This window comes from Azospira sp. (assembly GCF_030247495.1).
Taxonomy (GTDB): domain Bacteria; phylum Pseudomonadota; class Gammaproteobacteria; order Burkholderiales; family Rhodocyclaceae; genus Azospira; species Azospira oryzae.
In genome coordinates this window covers 507,932-531,769 of sequence record NZ_JAOTRW010000003.1, presented here as the reverse complement: position 1 = coordinate 531,769, position 23,838 = coordinate 507,932, and the positions used below count along the sequence as shown (strand labels likewise).

General features: G+C 68.5%; 21 protein-coding genes and 1 pseudogene. 17 read left to right on the top strand and 5 right to left on the bottom strand.

Annotated elements, in window-relative coordinates:
- Positions 1-823 (bottom strand): type VI secretion system Vgr family protein (locus OEL49_RS05865; RefSeq protein WP_287874209.1); only part of this gene is annotated, 823 nt, incomplete at its 3' end.
- A gap of 210 nt (positions 824-1,033) precedes the next feature.
- Here OEL49_RS05865 and OEL49_RS05860 point away from each other — a divergent pair.
- From OEL49_RS05860 to OEL49_RS05835, 6 genes are all read left to right on the top strand, one after another.
- A complete protein-coding gene (locus tag OEL49_RS05860; RefSeq protein WP_152089325.1) occupies positions 1,034-1,585 on the top strand; it encodes a DUF2975 domain-containing protein in 552 nt (183 codons plus the stop codon).
- Positions 1,586-1,591: 6 nt separating this feature from the next.
- Complete coding sequence (locus tag OEL49_RS05855) at positions 1,592-1,819, top strand: helix-turn-helix domain-containing protein (protein ID WP_014237332.1); 228 nt, start codon at positions 1,592-1,594, stop codon at positions 1,817-1,819.
- Entirely contained in the window at positions 1,803-2,132 is a 330-nt protein-coding gene (locus OEL49_RS05850; RefSeq protein ID WP_014237331.1) for a hypothetical protein, read from the top strand. The genes OEL49_RS05855 and OEL49_RS05850 overlap by 17 nt, the downstream gene beginning before the upstream one ends.
- Positions 2,133-2,345: 213 nt before the next feature.
- Positions 2,346-4,550 carry a TonB-dependent receptor gene (locus tag OEL49_RS05845; RefSeq protein ID WP_287874208.1) on the top strand — a complete coding sequence of 735 codons (2,205 nt, stop codon included), beginning with the start codon at positions 2,346-2,348 and terminating at the stop codon, positions 4,548-4,550.
- 55 nt (positions 4,551-4,605) lie between these two features.
- Positions 4,606-6,090, top strand: coding sequence for a PepSY-associated TM helix domain-containing protein (locus tag OEL49_RS05840; protein ID WP_287874207.1), 1,485 nt, complete (start codon positions 4,606-4,608; stop codon positions 6,088-6,090).
- Positions 6,091-6,306: 216 nt separating this feature from the next.
- On the top strand, positions 6,307-7,290 hold the full coding sequence (locus tag OEL49_RS05835; RefSeq protein ID WP_287874206.1) for a hypothetical protein: 984 nt from the start codon (positions 6,307-6,309) through the stop codon (positions 7,288-7,290).
- A gap of 54 nt (positions 7,291-7,344) precedes the next feature.
- On the opposite strand, the gene OEL49_RS05830 is transcribed toward OEL49_RS05835, so the two are convergent.
- Positions 7,345-7,548 (bottom strand): hypothetical protein, encoded by a 204-nt coding sequence (locus tag OEL49_RS05830; protein WP_014237327.1) that lies wholly within the window; start codon positions 7,546-7,548, stop codon positions 7,345-7,347.
- Between the two features lie 280 nt (positions 7,549-7,828).
- On the opposite strand from OEL49_RS05830, the gene lexA reads away from it, so the two are divergent.
- From lexA to OEL49_RS05805, 5 genes are all read left to right on the top strand, one after another.
- On the top strand, positions 7,829-8,440 hold the full coding sequence (gene lexA / locus OEL49_RS05825) for a transcriptional repressor LexA (RefSeq protein WP_014237326.1): 612 nt from the start codon (positions 7,829-7,831) through the stop codon (positions 8,438-8,440).
- Positions 8,441-8,485: 45 nt separating this feature from the next.
- Positions 8,486-8,923 carry a VOC family protein gene (locus tag OEL49_RS05820; RefSeq protein ID WP_014237325.1) on the top strand — a complete coding sequence of 146 codons (438 nt, stop codon included), beginning with the start codon at positions 8,486-8,488 and terminating at the stop codon, positions 8,921-8,923.
- 463 nt (positions 8,924-9,386) lie between these two features.
- The gene (gene imuA, locus OEL49_RS05815) at positions 9,387-10,121 is read left to right on the top strand and encodes a translesion DNA synthesis-associated protein ImuA (protein ID WP_287874205.1); all 735 of its coding nucleotides are present in this window, start codon (positions 9,387-9,389) and stop codon (positions 10,119-10,121) included.
- Complete coding sequence (locus OEL49_RS05810; protein ID WP_287874204.1) at positions 10,042-11,640, top strand: Y-family DNA polymerase; 1,599 nt, start codon at positions 10,042-10,044, stop codon at positions 11,638-11,640. The genes imuA and OEL49_RS05810 overlap by 80 nt, the downstream gene beginning before the upstream one ends.
- Before the next feature lie 248 nt (positions 11,641-11,888).
- A complete protein-coding gene (locus OEL49_RS05805) occupies positions 11,889-15,128 on the top strand; it encodes an error-prone DNA polymerase (RefSeq protein ID WP_287874203.1) in 3,240 nt (1,079 codons plus the stop codon).
- A 72-nt stretch (positions 15,129-15,200) separates the two neighbouring features.
- Here the strand turns inward: OEL49_RS05805 and OEL49_RS05800 are convergent, their stop codons facing one another.
- On the bottom strand, positions 15,201-16,301 hold the full coding sequence (locus tag OEL49_RS05800) for a sensor domain-containing diguanylate cyclase (RefSeq protein ID WP_287874210.1): 1,101 nt from the start codon (positions 16,299-16,301) through the stop codon (positions 15,201-15,203).
- 1,022 nt (positions 16,302-17,323) lie between these two features.
- On the opposite strand from OEL49_RS05800, the pseudogene OEL49_RS05795 reads away from it, so the two are divergent.
- A pseudogene (locus OEL49_RS05795) lies at positions 17,324-17,725 on the top strand (IS3 family transposase); the annotation flags it as partial.
- Positions 17,726-17,929: 204 nt separating this feature from the next.
- Complete coding sequence (locus OEL49_RS05790; protein ID WP_287874202.1) at positions 17,930-18,538, top strand: HD domain-containing protein; 609 nt, start codon at positions 17,930-17,932, stop codon at positions 18,536-18,538.
- Positions 18,539-18,607: 69 nt separating this feature from the next.
- Here OEL49_RS05790 and OEL49_RS05785 read toward each other — a convergent pair whose 3' ends face one another.
- Complete coding sequence (locus OEL49_RS05785) at positions 18,608-19,321, bottom strand: pyridoxamine 5'-phosphate oxidase family protein (protein ID WP_287874201.1); 714 nt, start codon at positions 19,319-19,321, stop codon at positions 18,608-18,610.
- A 93-nt stretch (positions 19,322-19,414) separates the two neighbouring features.
- On the opposite strand from OEL49_RS05785, the gene OEL49_RS05780 reads away from it, so the two are divergent.
- The 3 genes from OEL49_RS05780 to OEL49_RS05770 all read left to right on the top strand — a co-directional run bounded on the left by OEL49_RS05780 (position 19,415) and on the right by OEL49_RS05770 (position 21,829).
- The gene (locus OEL49_RS05780) at positions 19,415-20,881 is read left to right on the top strand and encodes a PLP-dependent aminotransferase family protein (protein ID WP_287874200.1); all 1,467 of its coding nucleotides are present in this window, start codon (positions 19,415-19,417) and stop codon (positions 20,879-20,881) included.
- Positions 20,882-21,216: 335 nt separating this feature from the next.
- Positions 21,217-21,408 (top strand): hypothetical protein, encoded by a 192-nt coding sequence (locus OEL49_RS05775; RefSeq protein ID WP_014237316.1) that lies wholly within the window; start codon positions 21,217-21,219, stop codon positions 21,406-21,408.
- An 85-nt stretch (positions 21,409-21,493) separates the two neighbouring features.
- On the top strand, positions 21,494-21,829 hold the full coding sequence (locus OEL49_RS05770; protein WP_014237315.1) for a cupin domain-containing protein: 336 nt from the start codon (positions 21,494-21,496) through the stop codon (positions 21,827-21,829).
- A 135-nt stretch (positions 21,830-21,964) separates the two neighbouring features.
- On the opposite strand, the gene OEL49_RS05765 is transcribed toward OEL49_RS05770, so the two are convergent.
- A complete protein-coding gene (locus OEL49_RS05765) occupies positions 21,965-22,921 on the bottom strand; it encodes a LysR family transcriptional regulator (RefSeq protein WP_014237314.1) in 957 nt (318 codons plus the stop codon).
- Between the two features lie 134 nt (positions 22,922-23,055).
- On the opposite strand from OEL49_RS05765, the gene OEL49_RS05760 reads away from it, so the two are divergent.
- Positions 23,056-23,832, top strand: a complete 777-nt coding sequence (locus OEL49_RS05760; protein WP_014237313.1) for a ferredoxin--NADP reductase — start codon at positions 23,056-23,058, stop codon at positions 23,830-23,832.
- The last annotated feature ends 6 nt before the right edge of the window (positions 23,833-23,838 follow it).

Here is a 23,838-nt window from a genome sequence, read left to right as displayed (position 1 = left end):
GCAGGGGGGTGACGGGTTTGTAGTCCCAGGCGAGGAGCTGGCTCTTGCCTGAGCGCAGGCGCCGGGCGGTGTCCCAGGCGGTGAGGCTGTCGGCCTCTTCGCTGGCGTCGGCTCGGTGGAAGCGGATCTTCTCCTGCTGGGCCGGGGTGGGTTCGTAGGGGTCGTCGAAGAGGACCAGGGTGTGTAGGGGGGTGGCGTCGTCCTGGTGCTGGCTGCTGCTGTCTTCTTCCTGGAATTCGTAGCGGGTGGCGATGCCTTCTTCGGCCAGGAGGCGGCGGATGAAGTCGTGGTCGGATTCCCGGTATTGCAGGCAGTAGGAGCGCTGGGGGTAGTCTTTGGCCAGGCGGTTCTGCCAGCGGCAGGCGGCAGCCCAGGGGCCGCCGGCGTCCCGGTGTTCGGCCAGGAGGGTGTCGATGATCTCGGGAACGCTCTGGTCCTGGAAGACCCGGCTGTTGGTGCGGTGGGTGAGCAGGGCAAGACCGGGGACGATGACCAGGGCGAAGCGGGAGAAGCCGCCGTCGGCGCCTTCATGGCGGGCTTCGGCGATGAGGCCGGAGATGGTCTTGTGGCTGCCGTCGGCCAGCAGCAGGTTGAGTTCGGCGATGCGGCCGATCAGCTGCTTGAGTTCCAGGTGGGTGTCGGGGGAGAGGCAGCCCACTTCTACCCGGTAGTCGCCGGAGACGGATTCTTCTCCCTTCGCTTCCACCGGCAGCAGTTCCTCCGAACCAACCCCCAGTACCCGGAGCTCCAGCAGCCTCGACTCTTGTACAAAGGCGCTGGCGTAGCTGGAAAGAAGGTCGGAGAGATTGTCCCGGGCGCTCATGGCGCAGCCCTCACTTGGAAAAGTGGGGGATGTTACGCCGCCATCAATGACAAAGAAATATTACAAAGGGCTATAAAAAGCCGATCCACCCCCAAGGTCATAGGTACAAGGGAATATGCTCCACTCGTCTTGCACGTTCGCTGATTTTCTACTAAAGTCGAAATTACTTAATATAAAACATTAAATTTTTACTGCATAACAGGATAGCTCATGGACACTCCACAACATCGCATTCGCCGCGCCTCCCGTCTGCTGCGGGTGGTTTCCCTGGCTGCCGCCCTGCTTCTGCCGGTGCTGGTGGCCTATCTCTGGGCCCATGTGGAACGCTGGGCCGACTGGGGCGTGACCTGGTCCGACGCCTTCCGCATCGCCGGGGTGGCGGCTGCCGATCTCAGCATGTCGCAGCGGTTGCTGGGCTATCTCACCGATCTGCCGGCCCTGGCGGCGGGCAGCTACGTCTTTTTCACCCTGGCCGGTATCTGCCGGCGCTACGGCAACGGCGAGCTGTTTTCCACCGCCGTGGCCCGCGCCTATCGCCGCTTCGCTCTGGGCATGCTGGCCTGGGCCGGCCTCAAGGTGCTGTCCCAGACCCTGCTGGTGCTGGCCCTGACCCTGGACCATCCGCCCGGCCAGCGCCTGCTTGCCATCGGCATCGGCAGCGACAGCCTGGCCATGGTCCTGGTGGGGCTGGCGGTGCATCTCCTGGGGCAGGTGATGGAGGAAGGTCGCCGCCTGCAGGAAGACAACGCCCTGATCCTGTGAGCGGCCATGGCGATCATTCTCAATCTGGACGTGATGCTGGCCCGGCGCAAGATGCGCTCCCGGGAACTGGCCGAGGCCATCGGCATGACCGAGCAGAACCTGTCCCTGCTCAAGAGCGGCAAGGTCAAGGGGGTGCGCTTTTCCACCCTGGAGGCCATCTGCCGCCACCTGGCGTGCCAGCCGGGTGACCTGCTGGAATACCGGGCGGACGAGGGCGATGAGAGCCTCGGCTGAGTCCTGCCGCCGCCTCGGGGCCGGCCTCTGCCTGGGCCTGCTGCTGGGCGCCCTGTGGCCGGGCTCCAGCCGGGCCGGGGACGGGCCGCCGCGCCAGGTGCTGCTGGAGGATGGGGAGCCGGTGCGCATCGAGGCCCGTCCCCGCCAGACGGAAACCACCTACGGCCATCCCGGCGGCGAATCCCGGGTCGAGGTGCGCAGTGCCGGCGGCCGCTACTGCCTCACCAGTTACCGGGACAACCCCATCCTGGCCAATGTTTACGCCACTCCCGGGGGCGGCCAGCTGGCCGTGCCCACCAATTGCCCGCCTTGAGGCATGCCCTCTGGCAATGGCCGCCCCGCCTGCCTCGGCGGGAATGGGGAAAGCAATGGGGAAAGCACCTGTGACACTGTGTCACATTCCTTTAGTGATAGTCCTCCCCTAGCATCCGCCTCCGCTGACTGACCCATCAACGCCGCTCCGCGCCCCGGGGAAACGGCGTCCGGCCATCCCGGCCCGATGGGCACTTTCCCGGATAGGTATTCCATGCTCCCTGCCCCCGTCGCCTGCTGCGGCCGTCTCTTGCCCCACCGCCTCGCGCCCGTTTCCCTCGCCGTGCTGATGGTCTTTTCGCCCCTGGCCCGGGCCCAGAGCGCCGACACTCCCCGGGTGCTGGACGAGGTGGTAGTGCGGGACCAGGGCCTGCAGGACGACCTGGCCTTCGACAAGAAGGTGGTCACCGGCAGCCGCCTCGGCCTCAGCGTCAAGGAGACGCCGGCCGCCGTCACCGTCATCGACCGGGAAGCCATCGAGCGCCGCGGCGCCGACAATACCCAGGAAATCCTCAAGGGCGTGGCCGGCATGACCGCCTCCTCGGCCCCCGGCTCCCCCGGCGCCGTGTTCTACCGGGGCTTTTCCGGCGGCAGCGTGACCCAGCTGTTCAACGGCATCACGGTGCAGTACGACGCCATCGCCGCCCGCCCGGTGGATAGCTGGATCTATGACCGGGTGGAGGCCATCGGCGGCCCCTCCAGCTTCCTCTACGGTGCCGGCGCCATCGGCGGCTCCATCAACTACGTCACCAAGCTGGCCAACCGGGACGGCGACTTCACCGAGGCCAAGGCCCGCTACGGCAGCTACAACGCCACCCAGGTGGCCATCGGCACCAACCGCCGCCTCAACGAGCGCAACGTCATCCGCCTGGACGTGAACCGGGATTCTGCCCGGGGCTGGAGCAAGGGCACCAAGCGGGAAGCCTGGCAGATGGCCGCCTCCCTGCTCACCGACCTGACCCCCGACCTGAGCCACACCCTGGCCGTGGAATACCAGAAGGAAACGGTGGACCGGCCCTACTGGGGCACGCCCCTGACGAAACCTTTTGACGGCAAGGTCCACATCGATGATGGCACCCGCTTCAAGAACTACAACGTCAGCGACGGCCTCTATGAGCAGACCGTCAAATGGTTCCGCTCCATCCTCGACTACAAGGTCAATGACCAGCTCAAGCTGCGCAACACCCTCTATCACTACGACGCCCTGCGGGACTACCGCAACGTGGAGACCTACGCCTTCAACGCCAGCAACACCCGGGTCAACCGCAGCGGCGGCCTGCTGCAGCGCCACGACCAGGATGTGAACGGCAACCGCTTCGAGTTCAACTGGGACAGCACCCTGGGCAGCCTGCCCACGGCCTGGGCCGGCGGCCTGGACTACAGCCTCAACAAGCAGACCCGCTACCCGGCCTCCACCGGCAACGCCGCCCTGGGCAACGTCGATCCCCTCACCTACGATCCGGGCACCTTCAACGGCGTCACCGGCCTGGCCAGCGACGTCTACCGGCCGGACCGCTCCAACCGGGTCACCACCCTGGCCCTGTTCCTGGAAAACCGCACCTTCCTGAGCAAGGAGCTGTCCCTGCTGACGGGCCTGCGCCAGGACCACATCGACCTGGAAGTGACCAACTACCGCACCGTCACCGCCACCGACCCGGCCTATTTCAAGCGCACCTACACGCCCCTCACCGGCCGCGCCGCCCTCACCTACGACCTGACGCCCAACGCCAACGTCTATGTGCAGTACAGCACCGCCGCCGATCCCCCCGCCGGCATCCTGGCCACGGCCAGCTTCGCCCAGGTGCGCAACTTCGACCTGACCACCGGCAAGCAGCACGAGATCGGCAGCAAGTTCGCCTTCGCCGAAGGCCGGGGCCACGGCAGCGTCGCCTACTACGAGATCACCCGCAGGAACATCGCCGTGGCCGACCCCAACAACCCGGGCACCACCATCCCCGTGGGCCAGCAGTCCTCCCGGGGCATCGAGGTCAACGCCGCCTACCAGCTCACGCCCCGGCTCCAGGCCTCCGGCAATTTCTCGGTGGTGGATGCCCAGTACGATGACTTCACCGAAAAGGTGGGCAGCGTCGCCGTCTCCCGCCAGGGCAACCGGCCCAGCGGCATCCCGGCCCGGGTCACCAATCTCTGGCTGAGCTACAGCCCCAGCGCCGACTGGCGCGTCGGCGGCGACCTGCGCTACGTCTCCGACCGCTACGCCGATGCCGCCAACACCCTGAAGGCCGAGAGCTACGGCCTGCTGGGGGCCTTCGTGCAGTACAAGCTGGACCGCAAGACCACCCTGACGGCCCGCATCAAGAACCTCACCGACAAGGTCTACGCCGAAAACGTCTCCGGCACCAACATGGTCTATCTGGGCGCCCCGCGCACCCTGGACCTGTCGGTCCAGACCAGCTTCTGAGGCCCCACCGGCCCCCGCCCGGGGGCCGGCCCTTCCACCCAGCCGCCTGCCCTCCATGAAACGTCTGCTCTTCCTCGGCCACCGCTGGCTCGGCATCGCCCTCTGCCTGTTCATGGCCCTGTGGTTCCTCTCCGGCGTGGTCATGATGTACGTCGGCTACCCCAAACTGGGCACCGCCGAACGCCTGCAGACCCTGCCGCCCCTGGCCTCCGCCGGCTGCTGCGTCAATCTGGAGCAGGCCCTGGCCGCCCTCCCCGCCGGCGCCCGGCCCCGCAGCCTGCGCCTGACCAGCATCGGCGGCCGCCCCGTGTTCATCGCCGGGCTGGAGAAAAACCGCTTTGCCGCCATATCCGGCCATGACGGCAAGGCGGTCGGCAACATCGGCGCCGAGGCCGCCCTGGCGGCGGCCCGGGCCTTCCTGCCCGGCCAGCCGGCCCGCTACCTGGAAGCCCTGCAGGAAGACGCCTGGACCCACTCCCGGGCCCTGGACGGCCACCGCCCCCTGCACGTGGTGGAAATGGACGGCAGCGACGACGGCCAAGGCCGCACCCTGCTCTATGTCTCCGCCAGCACCGGCGAGGTGGTGCGCGACGCCAGCGCCACCGAGCGCACCTGGAACTGGCTCGGCGCCTGGCTGCACTGGCTCTATCCCCTGCGCGGCGGCGCGCTGGACGGCTGGTGGACCGAGATCATCATCTACACCTCCCTCGCCGCCACCCTGCTGGCCCTGAGCGGCCTCGTGGTGGGCCTCCTGCGCTGGCGGCGGCGTCCCTACGCCAACGGCAGCCGCAGCCCCTACCGCAAGGCCATGCTGCGCTGGCACCACTGGCTGGGCCTCATCTTCGGCCTGCTCACCTTCACCTGGATCCTCAGCGGCCTGCTCTCGGTCAATCCGTGGAAGGTCTTCGACGCCGGCACCCCCAAGCCGGCCCCGGCCCGCCTGGAACTGGCCGCCGGCACGGACGCTCCCGGCATCGGCGAGGTGCTGCAACGCTTCCGCGCCGACGGGCTGGAGGCCCGGGAGCTGGAATGGCTGACCTTCGCCGGCACCACCTACGTCCAGGCCCGGGACGGCCAGGGCCACAGCCGGCTGCTGCCCTGGCAGCGGCAGGGCGTGGTGCAGGCCGCCCTGGAGCCGGGCGTCCTCGAAGCGGGCGGGCGCCAACTGCTGCCCCAGGCCGGGCTGGCGGCAACCCACCTGCAGACGGAATACGACTGGCACTACTACCAGCGCACCTACCACTCCATGACCGGCCACATGGAAAAGGCCCTGCCGGTGCTGCGTCTGGAATTCGACGACCCGGCCCATACCTGGCTCTACCTGGACCCGCGCAACGGCGCCCTGGTGCAGCGCCTGGACGACCGCCTGCGCCTCAAGCGCTGGCTTTTCGCCCTCTTCCACAGCTGGGACTGGCTGCCCCTGCTGCAGCACCGGCCCCTGTGGGACATCCTGCTCATCGTCGCCAGTCTGGGGGGCTTCCTGGTCAGCCTCAGCGGCCTGGTGATCGGCCTGCGCCGCCTGGCCCGGCCCCGGGGCTGAGCCGCCGACATCCCCTCCCCCGGGCCGGGAATGCCCCAGAAATGGGCATCTCCGGCCCGGTGTTGTATTCCTGCACCGGAAATGTGCCCGGCCCCGCCGGGGCGCCCCTCCTTTTCCGGGAAAAATTCCCATAAATCAGCGACAATCCGCTCCCCCGGATGGAAAGCACGGCTCTTGCTTCCATCCCCATCATCGCCCCCTAGGGAGTCTGGGACCATGACCACCGTCCGTCATCTGGAAATCGCCGCAGCCGCCGAGCCGCCGGCTGAAGGCACGCGCCGCCTCATCGACGGCCAGGAGCGGGTGTACTACGACGGCTACTGGATCAAGACCTACCCGGTCCCCGCCGACTCCCTGGACGCCAAGAAGCGCCTGATCGAGGCCCTCACCCGGCGCCTCTTCAACCACACCGAATACGGCCTCAACATTCCCGGCCACCGCCTGGCCGAAGCCCGGGCCGCCTACGCCGCCGAGCAGGACCCGGGCAAGAGCCGGGTCAAGGCCGCCATGCTGGCCGGCGCCCTCTTCAACCGGGCCACGGACATTTTCCGCAAGCTGGTGGAGCTGCAGGCCGAGGGCATCGAGGTGGGCTGCGACGACGCCCTGATGCGGGAATGCGGCCAGTACCTGATGGAAGCCATGGAGCTGGGCCGCTTCGTCCTGCACCGCAGCGGCGAGGAAGGCATCGACGAGCTGTGGGGCGAGCCCTTCCGCGCCTTCTCCATTCCCGTGGAAGATTTCTACGAAGGCCGCTACATCAAGATCGGCCAGACCCTGCGCGACATCGACCGCATCGCCGCGGCCATGATCGACACCATCGGCCAGGTGCCCCTCTTCGCCGGCGTCGCCGGCCCCATCCGGGACCTGGCCGCCGCCGCCAAGGTGAAGACCGAGACCCTGCGCACCGATCCGGAAATTTTCGACATCTGGTCCTCCCTGGTCACCGCCGGCGAGCGCCTGGCCAACTTCACCCCGGGGCCGCCCACCGGCACCCCCAGCCGCTGTCCGCCCCCTGCCGGCTCCTCGGTGCACAGCGTCTCCGACGGCCTGCACCTGCTGCGGGCCGGGCGGGACCTGGTGTTCTACATCACCCGGGCCCGCACCCCCATGCCCAAGAGCACCCGGGAATACATCGAGCGCTGCCAGACCTACCTGGCCATCGGCAGCGTGCCCTTCGCCCCGGTACCCCTGCCCGCCTGATCCGGACAGGCGCCGCCGGCCTAGCGGCCCGCCGCCCCGGGGCCGGGTCCGCCCTCAGGGCTCGCCGTCCCCGTCGGAACCGGGGCCCTCTTCGGCCTCGCGCATGATCTGCTCCCAGGCCACGGCCATCAGCAGCACCAGCAGCATCACCAGCTCGGTGACGGCAAAACTCACCATCGAATCCGTGCCCAGGCCCAGCAGGGGCGGCATGACCAGGGCCCCGGTCCCAAAGAAATTGCTCCAGCGTGAGGTGTCCATGGTGCTACTCCCGACAAATGTCACTCCCTGATTGCTGCAGAGCACAAAACAGGCCACAGTCCCGCCCTGCCACCCCGAGACGCCCTATCCGCTGGCATCCCCGGGCAGGCACCGCCACCCGGCCCGGTCCCTGGACCTTCCCGGCCACCCCGTTTTCCCCCGCCCTTCGCCCCACATCGGTGCCATCCCTCCCCGCCCCGGCGGACCGTTGCAAATGAAACCTTGCCATTTGCCCGGTTACTGTATAAAAATACAGTCAACCGATTAGGAGACCGCCACCATGGTCAAGCTCACCCCGCGCCAGCAGGAAATCCTCGACTTCATCCGCAACCATGTGGAAACCCTGGGCGCCCCGCCGACCCGGGCCGAAATCGCCCGGGCCTTCGACTTCGCCTCCGCCAACGCCGCCGAAGACCACCTCAAGGCCCTGGCCAAGAAGGGCTCCATCGTCCTGGAACCGGGCTCGGCCCGGGGCATCCGCCTGGTGGAGCAGCTGGGCCTGCCCCTGGTGGGCAGCGTCGCCGCCGGCTCCCCCATCCTGGCCGTGGAAAACGTCCAGGGCCGCTACTCCGTGGCGCCGGACATGTTCAATCCCCGGGCCGACTTCCTGCTCAAGGTGCGGGGCCTCTCCATGCTCGGCGCCGGCATTCTCGACGGCGACCTGCTGGCGGTGCACCGGACCACCCAGGTGCGGGACGGCCAGATCGTGGTCGCCCGCATCGCCGACGAAGTCACGGTCAAGCGCTTCAAGCGCAACCTGGGGCGCATCGAACTGCTGGCGGAAAACCCGGATTACGGCCCCATCCTGGTGGACCCGAACCGGGACGATTTCGCCATCGAAGGCGTGGCCGTGGGCCTCATCCGCGGCGGTTTTTCCGGCAGCCTCAGTTGATCCCGACTGATCCCCGCTGACCAGCCACTTGCGAAGGAGCCGTCCATGACCATTCCCCGCCTCACCACCCTGACCCTGGGCGTAGACGACCTCTCCCGGGCCACCGCCTTCTACCGCCACGTCTTCGGCCTGCTGCCCCGGGACGACTACGAAGGCATCGCCTTCTTCCAGCTGCCCGGCACCTGGCTCATCGTCTATCCCAAGGACAAGCTGGCCGAAGACATCGGTCCCGACACGGCCCTGGCAGGCCCTGGTTTCAACGGCATCACCCTGGGCTACAACGCCCGCAGCCGGGACGAAGTGGATACCGTATTCGCCCAGGCCAAGGCTGCCGGCGCCCGCATCGCCAAGATGCCCCAGGAAACCTTCTGGGGCGGCTACAGCGGCTACTTCCAGGACCCGGACGGCTACTACTGGGAAGTGGTGTGGGGCCCCATGTTCGACCACGCCCCCGACGGCAGCCTGCTGTTCCGGGAGGGTTGAGCCGGGCAATCCGCCACTGCGAAAGCGCAGCCGAGTCTGCCGGCAGGCCCGCGGCGCTCCCGCCCGGTCTTCCCCCGCCTGCCGCTGCGCCGCCCGCGATGCCATCCGCTCCACCCTGACGCCCTAACCCGCCTTCGTTTCAGGCATGCACAGGCCGCCCTGCCGGGCACGGCCCCGCCCCGGCTGTCGCCATTTTTTGCCGACAAGCCGACTGCCGCCAGAGACGAAGGCCCGTCACAAAGCGATTTGCCGCCCCAGACCCGCCGCACCGACAGAGCCGTTGCCACCGATCCGGCAAACGCCCCAGCCACCCGACCAAGCAACCCAACCAAGCCTCCCGACAACAGCAGACGCCAGCCAACGACAACCTCGCCGCACCCCAGCCGCCGATCACTCAAGCCCGCCACCACGCCCGCGACTACATCCGCAACCAATCCCTACCAACCCACCTCCTGCGCCGACCATGTCCGCCCTGCCTTCTTCCCCCGCCCCCGTCACCCTGGCCGATCTCCTGGCCCGGCCCGACGTCTGGCGCGGCGACGCCCTGGCCCGGGTGAAGGCCCCCGGTCTGGCCACGGGCTACCCGGAGCTGGACCGGGAACTGCCCGGCGGCGGCTGGCCGCGCCAGGCCCTGAGCGAATTCCTGGCGCCGCCGGAGGCCGGCGTCGCCGGCCTGCTGGCCCCGTCCCTGGCCGCTCTGGCCGGACCCCTGCTGCTGGTGGCGCCGCCCTGGCCCCTGCACGCCGCCGGCTGGGCCGCCGCCGGCCTGCCCGGCCAGCGCCTGCTGGTGGTGGAGGCCCGGGGCCAGGATGCCGCCTGGGCCTGCGAGACGGCCCTGGAAGAAGGCGGTTTTGCCGCCATCCTGGCCTGGCTGCCGGACATCGACGCCCGGGGCCTGCGCCGCCTGCAGCTGGCCGCCGAAAGCTTCAGCGGCCCCGCCTGTCTGGTGCGTCCCCCGGCCCGGCTGCGGGAATCCTCCCCCGCCCCCCTGCGCCTGACCGTGGAATGCCGGCCCCAGGGCCTGCAGGTGCAGATCGTCAAACGCCGGGGCGGCGGCCTGCCCCCGCCCCTCACCCTGGTGCCGCGCCTGGCCGTGGCCCGCCTTCAGGAACGCGACCGTGCTCTGGCTCGCCCTGCGCTTTCCCCTGCTGCCCCTGGACGCCCTGGCGCCCCCGCCCGACGCCCCGTCCACGCCTAGGGCCGCCGCCAGCCAGGGACGGGTGGTGGCCGCCAACGGCGCCGCCCGGCAACTGGGAGTGGCGCCGGGCATGGGCCTGGCCTCGGCCTGGGGCCTGGCGCCCGAGCTCAAGGTGACGGAGCGGAACGGCGCCGCCGAAACCCGGGCCCTGGCCGGCCTGGCCTGCTGGGGCGGCAACTTCACCCCCCAGGTCAGCCTGGACCCTCCCGCTGGCCTGCTGCTGGAAATCGGTGGCTGCCTGCGCCTCTTCGGCGGTCTCCCGGCCCTGCTGCAACAGGCCGTGGACGGCGCCCTGGCCCAGGGTTACAGCCTCGCCGCCGCCTGCGCTCCGACGCCCCTGGCCGCCCGCTGGCTGGCCAACGGCGCCCCCTGGCTGGAGCCCGCCGCCGACGGCCCCCGGCCGGCAACCGCGCCCCTCCTGGCCGAAAACGGCGGTCCCCTGCCGGTGTGCACCGACCCGGCCCGCCTGGGGGCCGCCCTGGCGCCCCTGCCCCTGGACTGCCTGGAACTGCCCCGGCAGCAGCGGCAGCGCCTGGAAAACTTCGGCGCCCGCCGCCTCGGCGACCTGCTGGCCCTGCCCCGGGCCGGCCTCAACCGGCGCCTGGGCCTGCAACTGGCCACCGACCTGGCCCGGGCCCTGGGCGAAGTGCCCGACCCCCGGCCCCGTTTCCCCTTTCCCGACACCTTCCGCCAGGGCCTGGAACTGCCGGCCCGGGTGGACGACGCCCCCGCCCTCAACTTCGCCGCCCGCCGCCTGCTGCAACAGTTGCAGGGCTGGCTCGCCAGCCGGGGCGCCGGCGTCGGCCGCTGCACCCTGGAACTGCAGCACGAAAAATACGCCGGCAGCACCCGCCGCGGCCTGCCGCCGACCCGGCTGGTGCTAGGCTTCGCCGGCCTCACCCGGGACGGGGAGCGGCTGCAGCGGGTCCTCAGCGAACGCCTGGGCCGCCTCGCCCTGGCGGCGCCGGTGGACGCCCTGACCCTGATCGCCGACCAGGTGGAGGAACTGCCGGGCAGCGACCGCCAGCTCCCCGGCCAGGCGCCGCCGGAAGAAGAAGGCAGCGACCCGGCCCGCACCGCCGTGGCCCTGGAACGCATCAAGGCCCGCCTGGGGGAGGACAAGGTCTACAGCCTGGCCGCCGTACCGGACCACCGCCCCGAGCAAGCCACCCGGCGCTGCGCCCCGAACCTCGATCTCCATGGCATCATGGCCAGGACACAGGACCCGGGCCACTCCCAGGCCATGGCAGGCCAGGGGCCGCGCCCCCTCTGGCTCCTGGCCCACCCCCAGGCCCTGGGCGAGACCCAGGGCCGCCCCCGGCACGGCGGCCCCCTGCAACTCCTGGCCGGCCCCGAGCGCATCGAAAGCGGCTGGTGGGATGAAGGGGAAAGTGCCGACGGCCTTCCCGCCCCCGGCGACCTGCGCCGCGACTACTTCGTCGCCCGCAACCCGGCCGGCGAATGGCTGTGGGTGTTCAGGGACGAAAGCGGCTGGTTCCTCCACGGCAGGTTCGCATGAGCCGTCACCATCACGGGCGCCTCCCGGCCCAGGACGACGCAAGCCGTACCGCCGGCGGCCTTCCAGCCAGCCTCCCGGCCAGCCTGTCTCCGGCAACCGCCCGAGGGAACGACAGCTCCCGGCGCCCCAGCCGCCTGCCTCTTTCCAACTGGCCTCTTTCCAACCGGGCACTCCCTCGCCCGGCCCGCCTTGCCGCACGCCGGCCAAGGCATCGCACCACCGCTCCCGCCAGCAGAGGCCGCTGAACCATGCCGCCCCCGGAAACCACCCTGCCGCCGGCCCTGCCCGACTACGCCGAGCTGCACTGTCTCTCCAACTTCTCCTTCCTGCGGGGCGCCTCCCACCCGGAGGAATTGGTGCAGCGGGCCGTGGAACTGGGCTACGGCGCCCTGGCCGTCACCGACGAATGCTCCTTCGCCGGCTCGGTGCGGGCCCATGTGGCGGCCAAGGCCGTGGGCCTCAAGCTCATCCACGGCACCGAGATCGTGCTGGCCGACGGCCTCAAGCTGGTGCTGCTGGCGCAAAACCGGGAGGGCTACGGCAACCTCTCGGCCCTCATCACCCTGGCCCGGCGCCGGGCCGAGAAGGGCGCCTACCGCCTCACCCGGGGCGACCTGGAAGGCTTCGGCCCCAGCGGCGCCCTGCCCGACTGTTTAGCCCTGTGGGTTCCAGGGCCGCAGTTCGACGCGCCGCCCGACCCCGCCGACGGCCACTGGCTGGCCCAACGTTTTCCGGGCCGCGCCTGGCTGGCCGTGGAACTCCACGCCGGGCCGGACGACCGGGGCCGCCTGGAACAACTGCAACAACTGGCCGCCGACTGCGGCCTGCCGGCCCTGGCCGCGGGCGACGTGCACATGCACAGCCGCGCCCGCCGGCCGTTGCAGGACGTGCTCACTGCCCTGCGCCTCAACACCACGGTCTTCGCCGCCGGCCACGCCCTCCACCCCAACGGCGAACGCCACCTGCGCCCTCGCCTGCGCCTGGCCCGGCTCTACCCCCCCGAACTGCTGGCCGAAACCCTGGCCGTGGCGGCCCGCTGCACCTTCTCCCTGGACGAGCTGCGCTATGAATATCCGGAAGAAGTGGTGCCCCACGGCCTCACCCCCGCCGCCTACCTGCGCCAGGAGGTGGAAGCGGGCCTCACGGTGCGCTACCCGGCAGGCGTGCCGGAAAAGGCCCGGGCCCAGGTGGAACACGAGCTGGGCCTCATCGCCCAACTGCAATACGAGGCCTACTTCCTCACCGTGTACGACATCGTGCGCTTCGCCCGCAGCCGGGAAATCCTCTGCCAAGGCCGGGGCTCCGCCGCCAACTCGGCAGTGTGCTACGCCCTGGGCATCACCGAGGTGGACCCGGCCAAATCCGAACTGCTTTTCGAGCGTTTCATCTCCGCCGAGCGGGGCGAGCCGCCGGATATCGACGTGGATTTCGAGCACCAGCGGCGGGAGGAAGTGATCCAGTACCTCTACGCCAAATACGGCCGGGAGCGGGCCGCCCTCACCGGCGCCCTCATCACCTACCGCACCCGGGGGGCCCTGCGGGATGCGGGCCGGGCCCTGGGCTTCGGCCGGGAGCAGATCGACGCCCTGGCGGGCACCCTGGCCTGGTGGGACAAACAGGACGAACTGCCCGAGCGCCTGCGGGCCGTGGGCCTGGACCCGGAAAGCCCCCGGGTGGCCAAATGGCTGGCGGTAAGCCGCGCCCTGCGGGGTTTTCCCCGGCACCTGTCGCAGCACGTGGGCGGCTTCGTCATCTCCCGCGGGCCCCTGTCGCGGCTGGTGCCCATCGAGAACGCCGCCATGGCCGAGCGCAGCGTCATCCAGTGGGACAAGGACGACATCGACGCCCTGGGCCTGATGAAGGTGGATGTGCTGGCGTTGGGGATGCTCTCCGCCATCCGCCGCGCCCTCGACATGCTCGGCGCCCGGGACGGCAGGCCGGTGCGGTTGCAGGACATTCCCCGGGAATCGAAGGCGGTGTACGACATGCTCTGCCGGGGCGACAGCCTGGGCATCTTCCAGGTGGAATCCCGGGCCCAGATGGCCATGCTGCCGCGCCTCAAGCCGCGCCAGTTCTACGACCTGGTGGTGCAGGTGGCCATCGTGCGGCCCGGCCCCATCCAGGGCGACATGGTCCATCCCTACCTGAAGCGGCGCCACGGCGAAGAGAAAATCGAGAAAATCTCCCCGGCGGTGGATAAGGTGCTGGAGCGCACCTACGGCGTGCCCATCTTCCAGGAACAGGTGATGCAACTGGCCGTGGTGGCCGCCGGCTTCACCCCGGGCGAGGCGGACCAGCTGCGCCGGGCCATGGCCGCCTGGAAGCGCAAGGGCGGCCTGGAGCCCTTCGAGCAGAAACTCATCCGCGGCATGCAGGAGCGGGGCCTGCCCGAATCCTTCGCCCGGCGCATCTTCGAGCAGATCAAGGGCTTCGGCGACTACGGCTTCCCCGAATCCCACGCCGCCAGCTTCGCCATCCTGGTCTATTTCTCCGCCTGGCTGAAACGCTTCGAGCCCGCCGCCTTTCTCTGCGGCCTGCTCAACGCCCACCCCATGGGCTTCTACGCCCCCGCCCAACTGGTGCAGGACGCCCAGCGCCACGGCGTCACCGTACTGCCGCCGGACGTCACCCACAGCGCCTGGGAATCCCTGCTGGTGGAACTGCTGCCGGACCATCCCCCCGCCCGCCGCAACACCGTGCGCCTGGGCCTGCGGGAAATCGCCGGTTTCAACCAGGCCACCGCCGAGCGCATCGTCGCCGCCCGGCAGGCAGGCCCTTTCACCTCGGTGGCCGACCTGGCCGCCCGGGCCGGGCTACAACGCCCGGAACTGGAACGCCTCGCCGCCGCCAACGCCCTGCAAGCCCTGGCCGGCCACCGCCGCGCCGCCGCCTGGGAAAGCGCCGCCGTGGAAAACACCGGCCAGCCCCGCCGCGACAGTGGCAGCAGGAGTACAAACGAAGGTGGAAAAAACAGCACAACAGCGAGACCCCCCGCCCTCCCCATCCAGGGCGACCTCTTCGCCGCCCTGCCCCCGCCCGCGGAAGCCCCGCCGCCCCTGCCGACTCCCACGGAAGGCGAAGACCTGGTGGCCGATTACGCCACCCTGGGCCTCACCCTGGGCCGCCACCCCCTGGCCCTGCTGCGGGAGCGTTTGACGGCGGGCCGCTTCATCACCGCCGCCGAACTGCGGGCCGCACCGGACAGGAAACTGGCCCGGGCCGCCGGCATCGTCACCCACCGCCAGCGCCCCGGCACCGCCAGCGGCATCGTCTTCGTCACCATGGAAGACGAAACCGGCCCCATCAACGTCATCCTGCGGCCCGAACTGGTGGAAAAACAGCGCCGCGAAACCCTGGCCGCCCGCCTCCTGGGCGTCTACGGCCAACTCGAATCCCGCCACGGCGTCACCCATCTGGTGGCCAAGCGGCTGGTGGATCTGACGCCGTTACTGGGACGGCTGACGACTAGGAGTCGGGATTTTCATTAAGGCCTGGCGGACTGGGATGTAGGCGGAAGAAAGACTATTCCGGCAGACGACAGTCGATAACCCGTATCTGCCTCAGCGATGAGAGGCTACCCTCAGACAGTTACGCCCGGATTGCTTGGCTTCATAAAGCGCCTGATCTGCCCGCTTGAATGCGGCCTCCAAGTTATCGGGTGGAGCGCCCAGTTCAGATATGCCCAAACTGATGGTGAACCTAAGTTGTTTCTCGGGAAGATCGACCGCGCAGGCACGCACCGCATCAAGAATTCGTTCCCCAAGAATGGCGGCTCCCTCGCCATCGGTACCAGGGAGCACCACACCGAATTCTTCGCCCCCCAAGCGACCTAAAACGTCGGTTTTACGCAGTGCGGAAGCGACCGCCTCAACGAGTTTCTTGAGGACGATATCGCCGACCGGATGCCCATACGTGTCATTGATGCTTTTGAACTTGTCTGCGTCAAGAATCATGAGACTGACGGGGTGACCAAGGCGCTGGGCCAGAGCGGCTAAATTATCTGCTTCGCTCGTGAATGCTCTGCGATTCAATACCCCCGTCAGACCATCGGTGGTGGCCAGACGTTGCAGCTCTTGTTCCACGATCTTGCGCTCGCTGATATCGCGAATGATCCCAACGTGCAGCCGAATCCCTGCCTCATCGGTCGTGCCAACGCTGACTTCTATCGGGAATTCTCGTCCATCTTTGGCACGACCCAGAACCTCCCGCCCTCTGGCCATGGCTCGAACGGCCTCTCCATTATTCGTTGCCTCCACCAACCCCTGGTGTTCATCCGAAAAATCGGCGGGCATCAAGCACCCCAGTGGTTGGCCAACGATTTCCTCGTTGGCGTAGCCAAACATATTTTCCGCGGCCTTGTTGAATTCCCGAATAAGCCCATCGCTACCAATGACAACCACGGCATCCAGGGCCGTGTTCATGAAAATTCTGGCCTGGGCCTCTCTTTGATGGAGCTCTGCCGTGCGCTCGACGACGCGCTGCTCCAAATTCCGATTGGCAGTCTCCAGATCCCGTAAGGCCTGACGGCGGCGCTGATATTGCCGCAGCGCAATCCCCGCGAGCCACACAAGCAGTGCATTGCTGCCGAGGGCAATGATCCAGTAGTTGAAGATGCTTTGGTGCCATCGGGCCAGCACCTTGCCGACATCTGCCGTTGCCATCACGCTAATCGGATATTTTTCCGAGGTGGCATAGGTGCCAAATCCCTCGGAATCGCCAAAGCGGGTCGAATCACTGATCTCGCCTTTTTCAGCCGGATCATCCGGATTGGCAAGAGCGGTGACGTTATGCCAAAGGTTTTCCCGACACGCCTGGGAGTCTGGAAGACAGGCGATGGCCCTGCCCCGGTGATGAACGAGCCGCAGGGTGTAGCCATCCGGCAAGGCCTCATCGCTGAGTAAACGGCTGATTTCCATCGGCTCAATGCCGGCAGCAATGACCCCCAGAAACCGATTGCCATCGTTTACGACTCTGCGGCTGACCGGAATGAACGGGGCGTTATCCAGCCGGCTTTTGATGGGATCACCGATGTAGAACCCTTGGTCCCAGCGAGAGGCTGCTTGCTCAAAATATTCCCGGTCAGCGGCATTAGCACGGGGAGCGGGAAAATCTGCCGACAACTCGGCAAGATCACCATTGCTGCGGAGCAGAAACAACCACCGCAGGCTCGGAGTAATGGCATGACGCCGGACCAGCAGTCGATGCACGTAATTGTCGGGGCGTTCAGCAATCCCCCCCCTGGCACTCACCACTTCGCCAATGCCAGAGAGCGTTCGGTCATAGGTATCGAGAAGTTGCTCGACTCGACCGAGAATGACATCCGTCGCATTGCGTAGCCTGGTTTTCGCATCCATCAGCGCCTCTTCCCTGGCATCCACGGCCATGGTGTAGAGACGCAGATCAACCAAGACAATCAGCAGCAGAAGCAACAATACCCAGCGCAAACTTTCCCGAAGTGCAGACACGATCCATCCCCAAGTTGAGTTTTTCTGGCCTGATCTGAATAGCGTTTGGGTCAAGCCAGGCGAGTGCATCGCCCGGCGCGCTTCAGTAGCCACGTCTATATGGCGCAACCATAGCAGCATCCCCTTCAATGCTACAAAGAAATAAGCCATGAAATGGGGGGAAAACTGGATGGTCGCCGGTTGAAGGATTGAATCGCCCCGGAACCTGTAGACACCTTTGGTCAATGCAGTCGCGGATGGGAACAGAATTGGCCTTGAATGCCTTGCTAATGGCTGTCTGGCGTCGCCAGCCCAAGGAGGCGGTGACCATCCACTCCGATCAGGGCAGTCAATTCAGTAGCCACGAATGGCAGTCGTTCTTGAAAGCCCACAACCTGGTGGCCAGTATGAGTCGGCGCGGCAACTGCTACGACAACGCAGTGGCAGAAAGCTTTTTCCAACTCCTGAAGCGGGAGCGGATTCGCCGGAAGATCTACGCCGATTGGGAGGAAGCCCGGCGGGACATCTTTGATTACATCGAGCTCTTCTACAACCCGAAGCGCCGCCATGGTTACGCCGGCGGCTTGGCTCCGGTAGAGTTCGAAAAGCAATATTTCAACCGGCTGGAAAGTGTCTACTGAAGCCGGGGCGATTCAATGCGATTGCACGACGATTGAACGAGCGTCCCAGGAAAACCCTAAACTACGAAACACCCGCACAACAGTTTTACCAGGCCGTTGCATCCACCGGTTGAATCCGCAGTCGTAAGCCGTCGTGTCCGAAGTGAAGTCAAATACAGCTCTGGTAGACTCGCCCTCACTGCATCACCGTCTCACCAATTCACCATGCCCTCCCCCACCCTCGCCCAACAACTCACCTTCCTCCGCGAAATCGACCGGCTGAAAAGCGTGGTCCGGCTGACACCCCTGCTTGACCGCTCGCGGCGGGAGAACAGTGCGGAGCATTCCTGGCATCTGGCCCTCTATGCCCTGGTGCTGGCGGAACATGCGGCGGGGGAGGTGGATGTGCTGCGGGTGGTGAAGATGCTGCTGATCCACGACATCGTGGAGATCGACGCGGGGGACGTGCCCTTCCATGTGCCGGAAAGCCATGCGGGGCAGGCGGAGCGGGAGCGGCTGGCGGCGGAGCGCCTCTTCGGCCTGCTGCCGGAGGCCCAGGCGGCGGAGTTTCGGGAGTTGTGGTTCGAGTTCGAGGCGGCGGAGAGCGACGATGCCAAGTTCGCCAAGGCCCTGGACCGCTTTCAGCCCATGCTGCACAACGCCGCCACCGACGGCGGCACCTGGGTGGAATGCGCCGTCACCCTGGAGCAGGTGAAGCAGCGCTGCCGCCCGCCCATCGAGAAGGGCTCCCCCGCCCTGTGGGCCGTGGCCGAACAGATGGCCGAGGCCCACCTGGGCCCGGCCGGTAGCGAGACGCCGGACCAGGCCGCCTGAGGCCCGATTCCGGGCCTCCGCCAATCCTCCTGCCGCCCGCCGGGCCTAGCCCGGCGGCGGACCTTCCGCTTATTCAACACCCGCCACACTCGCCCCATCCTGCCCCGGTCTGCCGAAGCGGGTCGGGGGCGCTTCTGCCAGGGGGCTGTCGGCTTCCATCACCGGCTCGCCCTGGCGGCGTTGCAGGGGAATGACGCCGGCCCAGGCGGGCCAGGCCAGATCCTCCGCATCGTCCTTGGGGCCGCCCTGGCGCACCTTGGCCGAGGCTTCCGCCAGAGAAAGGCGCAGCACGGCGGTGGCGTTCGCCTCCTTGGCCGTCATGGGCCGCAGTTCCTCCCAGCGCCCCGGGTAGAGGCCTTCGATGAAGGCCCGCAGGGCCCGGTGCTTTTCCTCCGGCTCGGTCACCGCCTCGAAGCGGCCGTAGATCACCACGGAGCGGTAGTTGAGGGAGTGGTGCATGGCGGAGCGGGCCAGCACCAGGCCGTCGGCCAGGGCGATGCTGACGCAGGCCTCCCCGGCCAGCAGGGCCTGGCCCAGGCGCGAGGCCTTGGCGGCGTGCAGGTAGAGGTGGTCGCCCTCGCGCCAGTGCAGGGTGGGAATGGCGTGTACGCTGCCCTCCCACTGGAAGGCCACGGTGCACAGCAGGCCCGCATCCACGATGGCGGCGACGCTGGCCAGGTCGTAGGCGGCCCGCTGGGGCCGGCGCAGGACCCGGGTGCGGGCGGAAGGGCTGGAAGAGGCGAAGGGGCTGGAAGGGTTTGGGGAAGGCTGGGATTCGCGCATGGCGGCAAGCTCCGGTGAATGGAAACAGGGCCAGCCTAAGGCTTGCGTGGTACCTTCTGTAGCGCCACCAAACACCTTATTCATGGAACCACGATGGAACTGGACTGGCTGCTGACCCCGCCCCTGCCCGAGGCCATGCCCCGGCAGCGCCTGCTCTACCACCGCCTGCGGGACGCCATTCTCTGCGGCCGCCTGGCCCCGGCCACGCGCCTGCCGGCCAGCCGCGCCCTGGCCGATTCCCTGGGCATCGCCCGCAACACGGTGCTCTTCGCCTACGAGCAGCTGACGGCCGAAGGCTGCCTGGTGGCGGACCGCCAGGGCACCCGGGTGGCGCCCCTGGCCGCCCTGGGCGCCGCCGCCGACGGGCCTGCCCAACGCGGCCCGGCCCCGCCTTCGCCGGGGCTGTCGGCCCGGGCCGAAATCGCCTGCCAGCCCGCCGTCGTGCCCCATGCGCCGCCCCTGCCCTTCAGCCCGGGCATTCCGGATTACGGCCCCTTCCCCTTCCGTGCCTGGCGGGGCTGCCTGGAGCGGGCCTGGCAGGAGGTGAGCTGGCGGGAACTGGGCTACACCGCCCACGGCGGCGACCCGGCCCTGCGCCGGGAACTGGCGGCCCACCTGACCACGGTGCGGGGCCTGCCGGTGGCAGCGGAGCAGATCGTCATCACCAGCGGCACCCAGAGCGGCCTGGACCTGTGCGCCCGCTTCCTGGCCGACGCCGGCCACACCGCCTGGCTGGAAAACCCGGGCTACCAGGCGGCCCGCATCGCCTGGAGCCTGGCCGGCCTGGCCCTGCACGACGTGGCGGTGGACGAGGGCGGCATGGCGCCGACGGCGGCGGACTGGGCGGAACGGCCGCCCCGGCTGATCCTCCTCACCCCCTCCCACCAGTACCCCACGGGCCGGGTCATGCCCCTGGGGCGCCGGCTGGACCTCATCGAGCAGGCCCGGCAGGCCGGCGCCTGGATCGTCGAGGACGACTACGAAAGCGAATTCCGCCGCGCCGGCCCGGCGCCCCCGGCCCTCTTCGGCCTGCAGGAGGAGGCGCCGGTGGTCTATGTGGGCACCTTCAGCAAGACCCTCTACCCGGGCCTGCGTCTGGGCTATCTGGTGCTGCCCCGGGGCATCGCCGCCGACTTCGCCCTGGCCGCGGCCCAGACCACCCGGGCCGGCCAGGGCATCGAGCAGCGGGCTTTGGCGGACTTCATCCGGCGCGGCCACTACACCGCCCACCTGCGCCGCATGCGCGCCCGCTACGCGGCCCGCCAGACGGCCCTGCGCCAGGCCCTCAGCGCCGCCCTGGGGCCAGGCCTGCAACTAACCGGCGGCGAGGCCGGCCTGCATCTGGTGCTGGAACTGCCGCCCCAGCAGGACGACCGGACCGTGGCCGCCCGGGCCGCCGCCCTGGGCCTGGGCCCGCGCCCCCTCAGCCACTACGCCCGGTCCCCGGTGCGCTGCAACGGCCTGGTGCTGGGCTACGGCAATCTGGAAACGGGCATGGTGGGCGATGCGGTGCAACGGCTGAAACTGGCCCTGGCCCTCGGGGAACCGCTGCCGGGCTGAGACAGGGGCGGGCGCGGGAAAGAGGGGCACGGCCGCTTTCCGCGAACGCCCGGAACAGGTTCGGGCGGACAGGACCGGCCCCAGCCGGGAACGAGCCCGGCGCCGCCCACCGGCCATCCCGTCGGCATGAAGCCAGAACCTGCCGCAGCCATGGCCTGCCGCCCGGGCCGGGGCGGAAAATCGTCCTTAAACGACGCTGCCGCCTCGCCTAGAATGAAGACGGCGACGGCGGTCCGGCAGCGGCAAAGATGGCGCCGTTGTGAGAGAATCCGGGCCCAGAAACCAATCGGGGCGCCCGCCGGCGCTTTCCCTACCTGCAAATCCATAGGCACACCATGAGCACCCAAGGCACGCAGCGCCGCAGCACCTTCGACAAGATCGAGATCGGCCAGAAGTTTTTCGACCCCATCAGCGCCGAATACTTCGTCAAGCTGACCGACACCACCGCCGCCATGGTCACCGGCATCGGCGACGGCACCATCCCCGACGAATTCGAACCGGAAGACGTGGTCCGCATCGACGGCTAAGGGGCTTTCCAGCCCCTCCGCCCCGACCCGCCCCGGCCGGCCGCTCCAGGCCGGGGGCAGCCAAGGGGCAGAAAGCACAGGCGCCATGGACGCACCCGCCCCCTGGGGCAATCTGCTGGCCGTTCCCGACGGCCCCCTCGACGGAGAGCGCTTCGACGCGCTGCTGGCGGGCGGCGCCTTTCGCCTAGAGCGCATCGTTTCCACCGGCCAGTCCAGCCCGCCCGGTTTCTGGTACGACCAGGAGGACGGCGAATGGGTGGCCCTGCTCAGCGGCGCCGCCGAACTGCAGTTCGAGGACGAGGCCGAGCCGCGCCGCCTGGCCCCCGGCGACTGGCTGCACATCGCCCCCCACCGCCGCCACCGGGTGCACTGGACCGCCCAGGACCAGACCACCGTCTGGCTGGCCATCCACTACCGTTAGCCGCTCCTGCCGGCTACCCGCCGGGCGGCCCGCATGCCTCCAGCGGCGACTGCCGGCGCCCTTCCCTGCCTTGCTCCACACCCCGTCTTGCTCCAAGCCCCGCCGCTGCTGCGCCCGGGACTGTGCCGCCCTGCCCTAGCGGTAGTCGATGACCGAGCCGTCGGCCCGGCGCAGCACGATCTGGTCGCTGCGCTGGATGCCGTCCACGGCCCGGCGGCAGAGGTCGAGGAAATGCTGGATGCCCCGGGTGCGGAATTTCTGGCGGTGGATGATGAAGTGGAACTGGCGCCGCAGATTGAGCCCGGGGGCCGGCAGCTCCGCCAGGCTGCCGCGGCGGAAGGCCTCCTTCAGGGCCAGGCGGGAAATGCAGCCGATGCCCAGGCCCGCTTCCACGGCCCGCTTGATGGCCTCCGTGTGTTCCAGTTCCAGCGCCACTTTCAGCCGGGGCAGCCGTGAACCCAGCGCCCCTTCAAGAGTCTGGCGGGTGCCCGAGCCGGGCTCCCGCAGAATCCAGGGCTCGGCCAGGAGGTCTTCGAGCGTGGCGTCCTGCCTGCCCGCCAGGGCATGGTCCGGAGCGGCGAAGACCGCCAGTTCGTCCTCGATCCAGGGCGACACTTCCAGATCCGGGTGCTGGCAGACGCCTTCGATGAGGCCGAAATCCAGCTCGAAATTGGCCACCTGGCGGATCACCGTGGCGGTGTTGTGCACCTCCAGATGGACCCGGCCCCGGGATTCCTCCGGCCGCCCGCCCATGAACTCTCCCAGCAGCAGGGGCGCCAGGTAGTTGCCGATGGTCAGGGTCGCCCCCAGGCGCAGGGGGCCGCCCTCACCCTCGCCCTGCAGCAGGGCCTCCACGTCCCGCCCCTGGTCGAGCAGGGCCTGCACCCGGGGCAGCAGCTGGCGCCCCAGTTCGTTGAGCTGCAGGCGCTTGCCGTGGCGGTCGAAGAGGCGGGTGTCGAACTGCTTTTCCAGTTCGTTGAGGCTCATGCTCACCGCCGACTGGGACAGGGACAGGCTCTCCGCCGCCCGGGAGACGCTCTCCTGGCGGGCCACGGCGACGAAGGATTCCAACTGGCGCAGGGTGAATTTCATGGCGAGGGGCCTTGCTTATCAATTTGTCTGACGGATTATATAAATTTAATTCGATTCATCTATATGAACCCGGCCCCTAGAATCCGTTCCAACTTCCCGTCACCTTTGTCCCCACGATCCGCGAAAGTCCTGCCATGTCCTCGTTCATCCACGAAGAAGTCACCAGCGTGCATCACTGGAACGACAGCCTGTTCAGCTTCAAGACCACCCGGGACCCGGGCCTGCGCTTTCGCACCGGCCAGTTCGTCATGATCGGCCTGGAAGTGGAGGGCCGCCCCCTGATGCGCGCCTACAGCATCGCCAGCGCCCACTACGAGGACCATCTGGAATTCTTCAGCATCAAGGTGCCGGACGGCCCCCTCACCTCCCGCCTGCAGCACCTCAACCCGGGCGACAAGATGCTGGTCAGCCGCAAGCCCACCGGCACCCTGGTGCTGGACGACCTGAAGCCCGGCAAGCACCTCTACCTGCTGGGCACCGGCACCGGCCTGGCCCCCTTCATGAGCGTGATCCGGGACCCGGAGGCCTACGAGCAGTTCGACAAGATCGTGCTGATCCACGGCGTGCGCACGGTGAGCGAACTGGCCTACTCCGACTTCATCGAGAACGAACTGCCCAACAATGAGTTCTTCGGCGAGCTGGTGCGGGAAAAGCTGATCTACTACCCCACCGTGACCCGGGAACCCTTCCGCAACCAGGGCCGCCTCACCGACCTGCTGGAAAGCGGCAAGCTGTGCGCCCAGATCGGCCTGCCCCAGCTCAACCCGGAAACCGACCGGGCCATGCTCTGCGGCAGCCCGGCCATGCTGGCCGACACCAGCGCCATGCTGGACCGCCTCGGCTTCCAGGTTTCCCCCCACATCGGCACCCCCGGCGACTACGTCATCGAGCGGGCCTTCGTGGAAAAATAAGGCGCT